Source organism: Agromyces chromiiresistens, assembly GCF_029167465.1.
Classification (GTDB): domain Bacteria; phylum Actinomycetota; class Actinomycetes; order Actinomycetales; family Microbacteriaceae; genus Agromyces; species Agromyces chromiiresistens.
On sequence record NZ_JARFNL010000001.1, the window covers coordinates 116,058 to 128,502 of the forward strand.

General features: G+C 72.3%; 12 protein-coding genes. 3 read left to right on the top strand and 9 right to left on the bottom strand.

Annotation, left to right across the window (positions count from 1 at the left end; all coding sequences use genetic code 11):
* Positions 1-101 precede the first annotated feature (101 nt).
* The 6 genes from PX701_RS00555 to PX701_RS00580 all read right to left on the bottom strand — a co-directional run bounded on the left by PX701_RS00555 (position 102) and on the right by PX701_RS00580 (position 6,655).
* Positions 102-602, bottom strand: a complete 501-nt coding sequence (locus tag PX701_RS00555; protein WP_275505183.1) for a hypothetical protein — start codon at positions 600-602, stop codon at positions 102-104.
* Between the two features lie 47 nt (positions 603-649).
* Complete coding sequence (locus PX701_RS00560; RefSeq protein ID WP_231429614.1) at positions 650-1,444, bottom strand: HAD-IIA family hydrolase; 795 nt, start codon at positions 1,442-1,444, stop codon at positions 650-652.
* Positions 1,445-1,518: 74 nt separating this feature from the next.
* Positions 1,519-2,880 carry a serine hydrolase domain-containing protein gene (locus tag PX701_RS00565; RefSeq protein WP_275505184.1) on the bottom strand — a complete coding sequence of 454 codons (1,362 nt, stop codon included), beginning with the start codon at positions 2,878-2,880 and terminating at the stop codon, positions 1,519-1,521.
* Positions 2,881-2,965: 85 nt separating this feature from the next.
* The gene (locus PX701_RS00570) at positions 2,966-3,667 is read right to left on the bottom strand and encodes a metal-dependent transcriptional regulator (RefSeq protein WP_275505185.1); all 702 of its coding nucleotides are present in this window, start codon (positions 3,665-3,667) and stop codon (positions 2,966-2,968) included.
* A 26-nt stretch (positions 3,668-3,693) separates the two neighbouring features.
* Positions 3,694-5,013: an ATP-binding protein gene (locus tag PX701_RS00575; RefSeq protein ID WP_275505186.1), complete on the bottom strand. Its 1,320-nt coding sequence runs from the start codon at positions 5,011-5,013 to the stop codon at positions 3,694-3,696.
* A 229-nt stretch (positions 5,014-5,242) separates the two neighbouring features.
* Positions 5,243-6,655: an Nramp family divalent metal transporter gene (locus PX701_RS00580; RefSeq protein WP_275505187.1), complete on the bottom strand. Its 1,413-nt coding sequence runs from the start codon at positions 6,653-6,655 to the stop codon at positions 5,243-5,245.
* 146 nt (positions 6,656-6,801) lie between these two features.
* On the opposite strand from PX701_RS00580, the gene PX701_RS00585 reads away from it, so the two are divergent.
* From PX701_RS00585 to PX701_RS00595, 3 genes are read left to right on the top strand one after another with little or no spacing between them, the layout of a single operon-like run.
* Entirely contained in the window at positions 6,802-7,431 is a 630-nt protein-coding gene (locus PX701_RS00585; protein WP_231432240.1) for a TrmH family RNA methyltransferase, read from the top strand.
* Between the two features lie 10 nt (positions 7,432-7,441).
* Positions 7,442-8,074, top strand: coding sequence for an MSMEG_1061 family FMN-dependent PPOX-type flavoprotein (locus PX701_RS00590; RefSeq protein ID WP_275505188.1), 633 nt, complete (start codon positions 7,442-7,444; stop codon positions 8,072-8,074).
* A 14-nt stretch (positions 8,075-8,088) separates the two neighbouring features.
* Complete coding sequence (locus PX701_RS00595) at positions 8,089-9,105, top strand: magnesium and cobalt transport protein CorA (RefSeq protein ID WP_231429620.1); 1,017 nt, start codon at positions 8,089-8,091, stop codon at positions 9,103-9,105.
* Positions 9,106-9,160: 55 nt separating this feature from the next.
* On the opposite strand, the gene PX701_RS00600 is transcribed toward PX701_RS00595, so the two are convergent.
* From PX701_RS00600 to PX701_RS00610, 3 genes are read right to left on the bottom strand one after another with little or no spacing between them, the layout of a single operon-like run.
* The gene (locus tag PX701_RS00600) at positions 9,161-11,119 is read right to left on the bottom strand and encodes a YhgE/Pip domain-containing protein (RefSeq protein WP_275505189.1); all 1,959 of its coding nucleotides are present in this window, start codon (positions 11,117-11,119) and stop codon (positions 9,161-9,163) included.
* The gene (locus PX701_RS00605; protein WP_231429622.1) at positions 11,116-11,793 is read right to left on the bottom strand and encodes a hypothetical protein; all 678 of its coding nucleotides are present in this window, start codon (positions 11,791-11,793) and stop codon (positions 11,116-11,118) included. The genes PX701_RS00600 and PX701_RS00605 overlap by 4 nt, the downstream gene beginning before the upstream one ends.
* The gene (locus PX701_RS00610) at positions 11,790-12,434 is read right to left on the bottom strand and encodes a TetR/AcrR family transcriptional regulator (protein WP_275505190.1); all 645 of its coding nucleotides are present in this window, start codon (positions 12,432-12,434) and stop codon (positions 11,790-11,792) included. The genes PX701_RS00605 and PX701_RS00610 overlap by 4 nt, the downstream gene beginning before the upstream one ends.
* Positions 12,435-12,445: the final 11 nt, after the last annotated feature.

Consider the following 12,445-nt stretch of genomic DNA (forward strand, 5'->3'; position numbering starts at 1 on the left):
CGATCGCCGAGTGCGGCCGTTCGCACCGAGTGTTGCCGCAGACCGGGCAACGACGGGTGGGAACGGCCACACTGGGCGGCCTCGGGTGCGCCGGGTCGGCGTCAGTCGCCCTGCTCGACCTCTTCGTCGGTGTCGGCGCCGTCGTCGGCGTCGGGCTCGTCGTCTTCATCGTCGAGGTCGGGCTCGGCCACGCTCAGCACCTCGATGAGGAGCGACTCGTCGAGCTCGGCGTAGATGACGAGGCCCGCGTACTGCGTCGGCGCCTCGTAGACGAGCACGAGCGTGGCGTCGCTCGACACGATGGCACCCTGCAGGTCGAGCTCCTCGTCGAGCGCGGCGTAGTCGGCCGCCTCGGGCGAGCGTTCAGCGCCCTCGAAGTCCGAGTCGACGAGTTCGTGCACGATCTCGTCGTCGAGGCGGTCGAGCTCCTCAGCCGTGAGCGGGGCGAGCGCGCGCTGGGCGATGGCGAGCATCTCAGGGGCCTCGAGCTGCTCGTCGTCGTCGAGTGCGAAGAGCACGGCGACCTGCCGGTCACCCGGCAGCGAGACGACGGCGCTGAGCTCGCCGTCCTCGTCGAGGTCGATGTCGGTGAGTTCGATCATGGTGCCAACCCTTTCAGAGATGCGGCTCGCGTGCGGCGCCTGCGGGATCAGAGTTCGGTCTCGGCCGGGTCGCCGACGAGCTCGAAGACGCCCTTCAGCACCTCGTCGGGGCGGAACGGGTACTTCTCGATCTCGGCCCGGTCGCTGATGCCCGTGAGCACGAGCACCGTGTGCAGGCCGGCCTCGATGCCCGCGACGATGTCGGTGTCCATGCGGTCGCCGATCATCGCCGTGTTCTCGGAGTGGGCGCCGATCTTGTTGAGCGCCGAGCGGAACATCATCGGGTTCGGCTTGCCGACGACGTAGGGCTCCTTGCCGGTCGCCTTCGTGATGAGCGCGGCGATCGCCCCGGTCGCGGGCAGCGGGCCGTCGGCGCTCGGGCCGGTCGCGTCGGGGTTGGTGACGATGAACCGGGCGCCGTCGTTGATGAGCCGGATCGCCTTCGTGATCGCCTCGAACGAGTAGTTGCGGGTCTCGCCGACGACGACGAAGTCGGGGGCCGTCTCGGTCATGATGTAGCCGGCTTCGTGCAGCGCCGTGAGGATGCCCGCCTCGCCGATGACGAACGCCGAGCCGCCGGGCAGCTGCTGCTTGAGGAAGTCGGCGGTCGCGAGCGCCGAGGTCCAGATGCGCTGCTCGGGCACGTTGAGGCCCGACGCCCGCAGCCGCGCCGACAGGTCGCGGGCCGTGAAGATCGAATTGTTCGTGAGCACGAGGTACGGGGTGCCGGCGTCCTCCCACTGCTGCAGCAGCTCGGCGGCGCCCGGCAGGGCGTGGTTCTCGTGCACGAGCACGCCGTCCATGTCGGTCAGCCAGCACTCGACTTCGTCGCGTCGTCCCATGCGCCCAAGCCTAGGCCGCGCGGGTCACGGGCCGATGACGAGCGTGTGACGGGCGGGATGCCTCGTGGCCGTCGCTACTCGCCCCCGGGCGAGGCGAGCGCCGCGACCACGTCTTCGACGAGCTGCACCTCGCTCGGCTCGTCATCGGCCGCCGGCGTGAAGCCCATGCGCACGACGACGAGGTCCTCCGAGGGCACCACGATGACCTTCTGCCCGTCGTGGCCCGACGCGTAGTACGTGTCGGCCGGCAGGCCGGGCCAGCGCAGGCTGCCGTCGGCGAGGGTGTTCACGCGCCACCCCATGCCGTAGCCGGGGTCGTCGGTCTCGTCGACCGGCGTCACCTCGAGCGAGCGTGCCATCCAGTCGGTGGGCAGCAGCTGCTCGCCGTTCCACTCGCCGTTCTGCAGGGCGAACTGGCCGATCGCGGCCCAGTCGCGCGGGGTCGCCCAGAGGTACGACGAGCAGACCGGCGTGCCGGCTGCGTCGGGTTCGAAGGTCGCCGACTCGAGGCCGAGCGCGCCGAGCAGGGTCTGTCGGGGCAGGTCGGCGCCGAGGCCGGTGCGCTCGGCGAGCACCGAGCAGAGCAGCGTCGTCGAGCCGCTCGAGTACTCCTGGAACGTGCCGGGCTCGTGCTCGAGGGGGAGGCTCGCGACATAGCCGCCCATGTCCTCCTCGTTGTAGAGCATCTGCGTGATCGGGGTGCCGAGGTCGTACGTCTCGTCCCACTCGAGGCCGCTCGTCATGCGCAGCAGCTGCTCGATCGTGATGTCGGCGCGCCCGTCGGTCCATTCGGGGCGCAGGCCGTCGTCGTCGAGTGCGACCTCGCCCTGCTGCACGAGCATGCCGGTCATGAGGTCGGTCGCGCTCTTCGACATCGACCAGCCGAGCTGCGGGGTCTCAGCGTCGAACCCGTCGGCGTAGCGCTCGGCGACGAGTTCGCCGCCCTTGGCGACGACGAGCGCGCGGGTGCCGAGCGCCTCGGCGTCTGCGGCGGGCAGGTCGTCGCCGAACGCCGCGGCGAGGGCGGCGTCGAGCTCCGGCGACGGCGACGGCGCCGAGGCATCCGCGAAGGGGTTGCCGTCGCTCGTCACGGCGGTCGCCTCGCCGAAGTCGGGGGCGTCGCCCGCGAGGGTGCAGCCGAAGCCGGGCGCGAACCACGCCTTCTGGGCGGCGAGCAGGCCGAGGAGCGAGCCCGTCGTGACGGCCTCGTCACGGTCGACGTCGACCGAGAGGTACGGCACGAGCGGGTTCGGCGGCAGGTCGCTCGCCGGGTCGTCGCGCCCGGCCACCTCGGTCACGGCACAGGCGTTGTGCGCGGCGTAGCCGGTGCCGGTGCGCAGCATCGGGCGCTGCCACCAGTAGACGGCGACGGCCCCCGCCACGAGTACGAGCACGATGACGAGGAGGACGACCAGTGTCCGGCGGAGAATGCGCACCGCCGGATGCTAACAGCCGGGCGGTCATTCCCATACGCGTTTGTGGGAAGCCCACGGACGGGAGGGGCCGTCGGTCGGGGCCGGGTCAGCCGGTGACCCAGATCTCAGCGGCCGCGCCGGCCGTCAGTTCGACGGGGGATGCCGCGGCCGCCGCACCGTCGTCGTCATCGGCGTCGATCGCCACGAGCTCGACGAGCACGCGCTCGCCGGAGGCATCGGCGTTTCCGACCTCGATGGCCACGCCGGGCGCGATGCCCGCGGCGGCGAGGGCGCGCAGCACCTCGGGGTCGCGGTCGCTGATGCGCAGCACGCGACCGGTGTGGCCGGCGGGCGCTCCGTCGAGCCGCAGGAAGGGCTCGGTCGCGATCGCACCGTCGGCGGCGGGGATCGCATCGCCGTGCGGGTCGCGCGATGGGCGGCCGAGCCGCAGGTCGATCTGCTCGAGCAGCCGGTCGCTCAGCGCGTGCTCGAGCACCTCGGCCTCGTCGTGCACCTCGTCCCACGCGTAGCCCATCTCGCGCACGAGCCAGGTCTCAATGAGCCGGTGCCGCCGCACCACCGAGAGGGCGCGCTCGCGGCCCGCGTCGGTGAGCCGCAGCGGCCCGTACGGCACGTGGGCGACGAGGCCCTGCGCCGCCATCTTCTTCACCATCTCGGTGACGCTCGACGGGGCGACGCCGAGCTTCGCCGCGAGCTGCGAGGGCGTGATGGGGTCGGGCTGCCACTCGGTGTGGGCGTACACCGTCTTGAGGTAGTCCTCGATCGCGGGGTTCTTGCTGGCGGGCATCGCGCCCAGCCTAGCCGCGAGGCCCGTCAGACCCGCGCGAGCCGTTCGATGTCCTCGAGGAACGCGCCGGCGGTCTCGGCCGACACCGTGGTGCGGGTGCCGGCGATCGCGTCGAGGTAGTCGGCGGTGCTCGGACCGGCGGGGCGCGGTGCGGCGCCGTGCGCCGAGGCATCCCGGTCGTCACCCGTCGCGCCGTTGCGCACCGCGGCCTCGAACGCCCGCTGCGACGCGCTGCGGGCGGCGAACTCGATGTCGGCGGGCGAGAACCCGGCGGAGCGTTCGACGAGCAGGGCGACGTCGACGGCGGCGGCCACCTGCTCGGGCACGTACCGCTGCCAGATCGCCTGCCTCGCCGCCTCGTCGGGCAGGCCGATCGGGATCACGTAGTCGAATCGTCCGTGCCGGAGGAACGCGCTGTCGAGCGCGCGGATGAAGTTCGTCGCGCACACGAGGAGCCGCCCGGGCTGCTCGCGGAACGCCGGGATGATCTTGAGCAGCTCGTTCGTGACGCCCTGCAGCGGCGACGGCGGCTCGCCCGATCGCTGTGCGGCGATCTCCTCGACCTCGTCGATGAACACGACCGCGTGCTCGAGCTCGGCGATCTTCGTGAACGTGTCGCGCAGCGCCCCGGCGAGGCCGCCGGGCTCGGCGGCGAGCCGCGACGGGAACACCTCGACGAACGACCACTCGAGCCGTGAGGCGATCGCCTTCGCGAACGTCGTCTTGCCAGTGCCTGGCGGGCCGAACAGCACGACCGCGCGCGGCGGCACCACGCCGTAGCGGTCGGCGAGGTCGGGCTCGGCGAGCGGCAGCACGAGGCGCTGCTCGAGGATCTCCTTCTCACGGCGCATGCCCGCCACCGACTCCCAGAGCGTGCGTGGCAGCAGTCGGCCGCCGAGCTCGGCGAGCGAGCTCAGCTCCTGCCGCTGCACGGGGATGCGGCGCTCGAAGTAGCGCAGCTGGTGCTTGAGCTCGAAGCCCTGGTTGGCGAAGGCGTCGACCCGGCTCTCGTTCTCGGGGATGAGCGCCGAGAGCTTCGTGAGGCCGTGCGGCGCCATGCGCTTCTCGAGGGCCGCGAGCATCGCCGAGCCGATGCCCTGGTGCCGCCAGTCGTCGGCGATCGCGAAGAACACGACCCAGCCCTGGTCGTGCGCGGCACGGCCGACGGCGGCGCCGATCACCTGGTCGGCGTGCACCGCGACGATCGCGTGGTCCATCTGGCACGAGGCGATCACCTCGCTGAGGTCGTAGACCGGCTCGTGCGACGACTGCCGCTGCGCCTCCCAGAGGTGCAGGATGCCGTCGAGATCGTCGTTGTGGAACTCGCGCAGACGCCAGCTTGACATGTGGTCCTCCATCGGTGAGTTCCAGCAGCGTAGGCGACGGCCCGGCGCGGGCGTCCCGTGTGACGTCGCGTGCGACGGAAAGATCCTCGAGTGTTGCGCCGGCGGAAAGTTCTGCGGCAGTTCTGCGGCTGCCACAGGCAATTCCGGCGACGCGCCGCAGGCGGGGCCGCCCCGGACGGCGAGTCGCGCGGAAGTGCCTGTAATCGGCGGGCTCGGGGTGGCTCGGGCGTCATGCCCCCGTGAAGACGAGCCAGAGCAGGACCCCGTTGAGCGCGATGAGGAACACCGACGCCGCGATGCCCGCGGCGGTCGTCGCCCAGTGGTTGCGCCACTGCCCGAGCACCGTGTCCTTCGCCGTCAGCGCGACGAGCGGCACGAGCGCGAACGGGATGCCGAACGACAGCACCACCTGGCTGAGCACGAGCGAGAGGGTCGGGTCGAAGCCGAGCCAGAGGATCACGAGTGCGGGGATGAGCGTCACGAGTCGCCGCGCGAGCAACGGCACGCGCACGTGCAGCAGGCCGTACATGATCTCGGCGCCCGCGTAGGCGCCGACCGAGGTCGAGGCGAGGCCCGAGGCGAGCAGGCCGACCGCGAAGAGCGTCGCGATCGCTGGGCCGAGCGCCGCGCCGAGTGCGGCGTACGCACCCTCGAGGCTGTCGGTGCCCTCGACGCCCGACAGGTTCACCGCCGCGAGCAGCAGGATGCAGAGGTTCACCGTGCCGGCGATCGCCATCGCGATCGAGACGTCCCAGCGGGTGGCGCGAACGAGGATGCCGGTGGGCAGTGCCGTCGCGGTGCCCGGAAGCAGCTCGGGGGAGGCATCCGTGCCCCGGCGGAGGCCGAAGCCGTGCCAGCCCGTGCGCGCGCCGGGCTCGCGGCCGCGCTCGCCGACCTGCTCGCCGACGTGCCGTGCGAAGCGGTCGCGCGAGAGCGCGGAGTGCGCGTAGATCGCGTGCGGCATGATCGTCGCGCCGAGGATCGATGCGGCGAGCAGCACCGAGTTCGCGTCGGCGAAGCGCGGGACGAGCCCGGAGAGAAGCCCCGCGGGGTCGGGCGGGGCGATGAACACGCCCACCGTGAACCCGATCGTGATGATCGCGAGCAGCCCCATGATGACGAACTCGAACGTGCGCGGGCCACGCCGCGACTGCAGCACGAGCAGCACGATCGAGACGGCGCCCGTGATGAGCCCGCCCCAGATCAGCGGCACGCCGAACAGCAGGTTGAGTGCGACGGCGCCGCCGATGACCTCGGCGAGGTCGGTCGCCATGGCGACGAGCTCGGCCTGCAGCCAGTACGCCCGGCGGCCCCAGCGGTTGCGGATGCGCCCGCCGAGCACCTCGGGGAGGCTGCGGCCCGTGACGATGCCGAGCTTCGCCGAGAGGTACTGGATGAGCCACGCCATCACGTTGCCGAGCACGACGACCCAGACGAGCAGGTAGCCGTACTGGGCGCCGGCGGTCATGTTGCTCGCGACGTTGCCGGGGTCGAGGTAGGCGACGCCCGCGACGAGAGCGGGCCCGATGAGCCAGGCGACGCGCGGCAGGGATGCCTCGGCCCGGCGCCGCCCGCCCCGATAGGGGCGCTCGGGGCGGACGGTGGTCGTGGGCTCGGTCTCGTCGTCGAGCGTTTTCGGCATGCCTAAAACATAGCAATATTTCGGCGTACCGAAAACCCCGCGGTCACGAGCCGTGCGCGCCGCGTGCGCGCGCCGCGCGCACCCGGCGCGGGTAGCGTTGGCGTGTGGACGACGACCGGCACGAGGCATCCGAACCCGAGGCGACGATGCCGCAGCACGGCGTCGGCCCGTGGCCCGGCGGTGAGGCCGAGTGGCCCGACGACCCGCGCTACGACCGCGAACTGCTCGCGGCGGGCGACACCCGCAACGTCATCGACCGTTACCGCTACTGGCGCATGGACGCGATCGTCGCCGACCTCGACGAGCACCGGCACCCGTTCCACGTCGCGATCGAGAACTGGCAGCACGACATGAACATCGGCTCGATCGTGCGCAGCGCCAACGCCTTCGCCGCCGACACCGTGCACATCATCGGCCGCCGACGCTGGAACAAGCGCGGCGCCATGGTCACCGACCGCTACCAGCACGTCGACTACCACCCGGATGTCGCGGCATTCGCCGACTGGGCGCGCGGCGAATCGCTGCCCGTCATCGCGGTCGACAACGTCGAGGGCGCCGTGCCGATCGAGGCGTTCGCGTGGCCCGAGCGGTGCGTGCTGCTCTTCGGTCAGGAGGGCCCGGGGCTCTCGCCGGAGGCGACGGCCGCCGCCGACGCGATCGTCGAGATCACCCAGTTCGGGTCGACCCGCTCGCTCAACGCGAGCGCCGCCGCCGCGATCGCGATGCACTCGTGGGTGCTGACGCACGCGTTCGGGCCGGCCGCGCCCTCGGAGTAGCGTGGCGGGCATGACCGATCGTTCCCGCGGCATACCCGTGACCACCGTCGACGAGCTCGAGGAGATCGTCGGCGCGCCGCTGCCGGCGGTCGTGCGCAAGGAGCGCACGCACCTGCACGCGATCGACCGCGCGTGGCTCGCGGCCGCCCCGCTCGCGTTCGTCGCGACGAGCGACGACGAGGGGCGGCTCGACGTCTCGCCGAAGGGCGACCCGGCGGGGTTCGCGCTCGTGCTCGACGACCGCACGATCGCGATCCCCGAGCGTCCCGGCAACCGCCGCGCAGACGGGTTCCACAACCTGCTGCGGAACCCGCGCGTCGGGCTGCTCTTCGCGATCCCCGGTCGCGGCGACACCCTGCGCATCAACGGGCGGGCGACGATCGTGCGCGACGCGCCGTTCCTCGACGACATGATCGTGCGCGGCAACCGACCGGTGCTCGCGACCGTGGTCGACATCGAGCAGGTCTTCTTCCACTGCTCCAAGGCGTTCCTGCGTTCGAAGGCCTGGCAGCCCGACGCGTGGCGGCCCGAGGCCGCGCCGCGGCGGGCGGTCATCGCGCAGGCGCTCGAACGACCCGACGAATCGCTCGAGACGCTCGACGAGTACTACGGCCCGAGTTACGCCGATCGCATCTACGGGTGACCTACGGTTGACCCGTGACGGTCATCGACAACGCGGTCTATGTCGACGGTCGGCGCGCCGTCTCGCCGGCGGTGCTCGCCGACACGTTCGACGAGCTCGAGCGGCATCCGGGCGGCTTCGCGTGGATCGGCCTCTACCGGCCCGATGCCGCCGAGCTCGGCGTCGTCGCCGAGGAGTTCGGCCTGCACGAGCTCGCGGTCGAAGACGCGCTCGCCGGCCACCAGCGCGCGAAGCTCGAGCGCTACGGCGACACCCGGTTCGTCGTGCTGCGGCCCGCGCGCTACCTCGACGCCGATGAGCGGGTCGAGTTCGGCGAGGTGCACGTCTTCGTCGGCGGGGACTTCGTCGTCGCGATCCGCCACGCCGAGAAGCCCGACCTGGGGCGGGTGCGCGCACGCCTCGAGGCCGCGCCCGAACTGCTCGCCCGCGGCCCGCTCGGCGTGCTCTACGCGATCGTCGACCAGATCGTCGACGAGTACGCCCCCGTCGTCGCGGGCCTCGAGAACGACATCGACGAGATCGAGGAGCAGCTCTTCAGCGGCGATGCGGCGGTTGCGAAGCGCATCTACGACCTGTCGGGCGAGGTCATGGAGTTCCAGCGCGCGGTGAAGCCGCTGCGGGAGATGATCGAGGCGATCCGCGAGGAGCTGAGCGACGACGCGGCGGCCGATCCCGAGGGCGACGAGCTCGAGCTTCGGCGCGCGTTCCGCGACGTGCTCGACCACGTCATCCGCATCACCGAGCGCGTCGACGAGTACCGCGAGACGCTGCGCAACGCGTTGAGCGTGCACGCCACGCTCGTCGCGCAGCGGCAGAACGAGGCGAGCATCGCGCAGAGCGAGCAGACGAAGAAGATCTCGAGCTGGGCGGCCATCTTCTTCGCACCCTCGCTCGTCGCCGGCATCTACGGCATGAACTTCGACCACATTCCCGAGCTGCACTGGGTCTTCGGCTACCCGTTCGCCCTGCTGCTCATGTTCGTGTCGGGCTACGTGCTGTACTTGATCTTCAAGTCCCGGCACTGGTTGTGAGACGTGGATGCCTCGGGGCCGACGCCCGCCCCGAGGCATCCGTGCTCGACCGAACTCAGCCGATGAGGCTCGGCTGCAGGTCGCGCAGCGTGCGGAAGTGCGTCATGCGGGTGACGCCGATCGCCGAGACGACGAGCGCGCCGACGAGCCAGATCGCGAGCACCCCGAAGTCGCCCGCCGCTCGCGACAGGTCGCCGCCGTACATGAACTGGCGCATCGCGTCGACGACGTAGCCCATGGGCAGTACGTGGTGCAGGGCCGCGAGGGGTGCGGGCAGCGTCTGCCACGGGAACGTGCCGCCCGCCGTCACGAGCTGCAGCACCATGAGCACGAGGCCGAGGAACTGGCCGACCGAGCCGAGCCAGACGTTGAGCGCGAGGATGATCGCCGCGTACGTCACCGATGCGAAGACCATCGTGCCGACGACGCCGAGCGGATGGTGCATCTGGAACCCGAGGGTGAACGCGAGCACGAGGTAGAGCGCCGCCATCTGCACCGCGCCGAGCAGGCCCGGCGTGAGCCAGCCGGCGAGCGTGATGCGGATCGGCGAGTGGAGCGCGGTGACGGCCCGGCGCGAGATCGGCTTCACGATGAGGAAGAGCGCGTAGATGCCGATCCAGCCGGCGAGCGCCGCGAAGAACGGGGCGAGCCCGGCGCCGTAGTTGCCCGCCTGGGCCATCGAGCTCGTCTCGAGCGTGATCGGGTCGGCGATCGTCGCGGCCTGCGCGTCGCGGGTCGACTGGCTCGAGTCGGGGATCTGGTCGACCCCGGCGTCGAGCCCGTCGCGCAGCTGCCCCGCGCCGTCGGCGAGCTCGCCGAGGCCCGACTGCAGCGTGCCGACGCCGTCGCGCAGCTGCGCCGATCCGGTGGCGGCCCGAGCCGCGCCGTCGGCGAGCTGCGATGCGCCGCTCGCCGCCCTGGCGGCGCCGTCGGCGGCGGTGCTCGCACCCGCCGCGAGGTCGGCGGAGCCCGCGGCGACCTGCGCGCTGCCGTCGGCGAGCCGGTCGATGTCGCCGACGACGGACTGCACCTTCTCGTTGCCCGTCGTGATGCGATCGCCGACCGCGTCGAGCTTCGCGAGCACGGTGTCGATCGTCGCCTGGTCGAGGCCCTGGGCCTCGAGCGCGGCCTCGATGTCGGCGCGGGCCTGCGGCACGGCCGCCGCGGCATCGGCGACCGCGGTGCCGACCCGATCGGCCGAGGCCGCGAGCTGCGCGTTGCCGTCGGCCACCTGGGCGGCGCCATCGGCGAGCGTCGCCGAACCGTCGGCGAGCCGGGCGGTGCCGTCGGCCAGTTGCTGCGTTCCCGTCTCGAGCTGGGCCGAACCGGTCGCGAGCTGCGCGTTGCCGTCGGCGAGCTGCGTCGCGCCGGTCGCGAGCTGCGCCGCCCCGTCGACCGCGCGCCCCGCGCCGTCGGTGAGCTGCGACGCGCCGTCGGCGGCGTCGACGAGCTTGCCGCGGATGGTCGAGATGGAGTCGAGCAGCGTCGAGGCCGCCTCGTCGCCGACCTTCTCGGCGATGGTCGTGCGGATCTTCTCGACCGCCTGCTTGCCGATCGTGCCGGCGAGGTAGCTGTTCGCGTCGTTCGTCGACAGCACGATCTCGGCCTGCCGGGGCGCGTCGGTCTGCACCGAGGCGAGCGCGTCGGAGAAGTCGGCGGGGAAGGTGATCGCGAAGTCGTAGCGCGACTCGTCGAGCCCGGTCGCGGCCTCCTCGGCCGAGACCCGCTGCCAGTCGAACGCACCGTCGGCGATGAGCTCGTCGGCGATCTCCTCGCCGACGTTGCGCGCCTCGGTGGCCTCGCCGGTGGCGCTCGTCGATGCGGCCACGCCCTCGTCCTCGACGACGAGGGCGACGGGCACCTCGGCGAACTTCGCGTACGGGTCCTGGTTCGCCCAGAGGTAGAGGCCCCCGTAGAGCACGGGCACGGCGATGAGGGCGAGGAGCGCGAGCACCGACATCTTGGTGGAGGTGAGCCGGCGGAACTCGGCGGCGATCATCTGGGGGATCTTCACGCGATGCCTCCCTCGGCGAGCGGCAGGGTGTCGGAGTCGTCGAACTCGTCGGGCGAGTCGGGCCCGTGCATGCGGGCGATCATCGCGGCGGCCCCGATCGCGGCGGCCGAGGCGTGGCCGGCGATGACGAGCACGGCGAAGCCGCGGTCGGCGAGCTGCTTCGCGAGGCCCCACCACTCGATCGGGTCGCCGCCGTGGCGGTCGGGCGACACGATGACGAGACCCTCGACGCCGTCGCGCAGCAGCGCGAGCTCGGTCAGGAGGCGCAGTCGCGCGTGCGGGTCGACGTTCGCGATCGGCGTGCGGGCGACGTCGTCGAGGCCGAGCTGGGTGAGCCAGCGGGCGACCGACACGGGGTTCGACGGGACCCCCGCGAACATGAGCTCTTCGGCGGCGACGCCCGCGACGGTGACGTTCGGCGCAGGGTCGCTCACCTCGGGTGCGTCGACGAGGGCGATGCGACGGCGGATCGCCGAGGCATCCGCCCGGCCGTCGATCGTGACGGCGCCGGCGTCGGGCCGCATGCGACCGGAGGCGATGAGGCCGAGCACGGTGGGTCGCTGCTCGGTCTCGGCGCGGGCGAGCGTCGCCCGGCCCGATTCGAAGCCGACCGACGTGGGGCCGAGCGCCTGGCCGGCGCGGCCCTTCGAGACGTCTCTGAGTTCGATTCTCATGCCGGCTCCTCCATGACGAGCTCGGGGGTGGTGTCGATGAGGGTGCCCGCCTCGCGCCACGAGAGTCCGGCGATGCCGAGCACGGCGAGCATCACGGCGCGTCGTCCCTCGGCGTCGGGCAGGCGGGTGCGACCGGCCTCGAGCAGCACGGCGAGCGCCGCCTCCTCGATCAGGCGGGCGAGCAGCGCGGGGCGCAGGTCGTCGCGCACGCTCCCGTCGGCGACGCCGCGGGCGACGAGGGCGGCGAGGCGTTCGCGCACGGGGGCGAGGGCTCGAGCGACCCGTTCGACGTACGGGGCGGTGAGCGCCATGCCGGCGAGCAGTCGCACGTGTTCGACCACGCCCCAGAGACGCGACCCGAGCAGGGCGATCGCGACGGGGGCCCGGTCGTGCTCGACCGTCGCGGCGACGGCGTTGAGTCGTGCGGTGCCGCGTTCGACGAGGGCGAGCACGAGTTCGTCGCGGCCGGCGAAGTGGCCGTAGACGGAGCGGCGGGTGAGGCCGGCGGCTGCGGCGATCGCCGCGAGGGATGCCTCGGGGTCGGCCGCGAGCGCGGCGGATGCGGCGGTGAGGAGGGCTTCGCGGTTCTCGGCCGCGTCCCTGCGGGGCGCGCGGCGCTCCGCGTCGGTGACGGACGGCATGCTTCGAGCCT

What these genes read in the sequence shown, in the direction of transcription:
- PX701_RS00555 (WP_275505183.1), bottom strand. Translation starts at nt 602, where the DNA reads ATGATCGAACTCACCGACATCGACCTCGACGAGGACGGCGAGCTCAGC.
- PX701_RS00560 (WP_231429614.1), bottom strand. Translation starts at nt 1,444, where the DNA reads ATGGGACGACGCGACGAAGTCGAGTGCTGGCTGACCGACATGGACGGC.
- PX701_RS00570 (WP_275505185.1), bottom strand. Translation starts at nt 3,667, where the DNA reads ATGCCCGCCAGCAAGAACCCCGCGATCGAGGACTACCTCAAGACGGTG.
- PX701_RS00575 (WP_275505186.1), bottom strand. Translation starts at nt 5,013, where the DNA reads ATGTCAAGCTGGCGTCTGCGCGAGTTCCACAACGACGATCTCGACGGC.
- PX701_RS00580 (WP_275505187.1), bottom strand. Translation starts at nt 6,655, where the DNA reads ATGCCGAAAACGCTCGACGACGAGACCGAGCCCACGACCACCGTCCGC.
- PX701_RS00585 (WP_231432240.1), top strand. Translation starts at nt 6,802, where the DNA reads ATGCCGCAGCACGGCGTCGGCCCGTGGCCCGGCGGTGAGGCCGAGTGG.
- PX701_RS00590 (WP_275505188.1), top strand. Translation starts at nt 7,442, where the DNA reads ATGACCGATCGTTCCCGCGGCATACCCGTGACCACCGTCGACGAGCTC.
- PX701_RS00605 (WP_231429622.1), bottom strand. Translation starts at nt 11,793, where the DNA reads ATGAGAATCGAACTCAGAGACGTCTCGAAGGGCCGCGCCGGCCAGGCG.
- PX701_RS00610 (WP_275505190.1), bottom strand. Translation starts at nt 12,434, where the DNA reads ATGCCGTCCGTCACCGACGCGGAGCGCCGCGCGCCCCGCAGGGACGCG.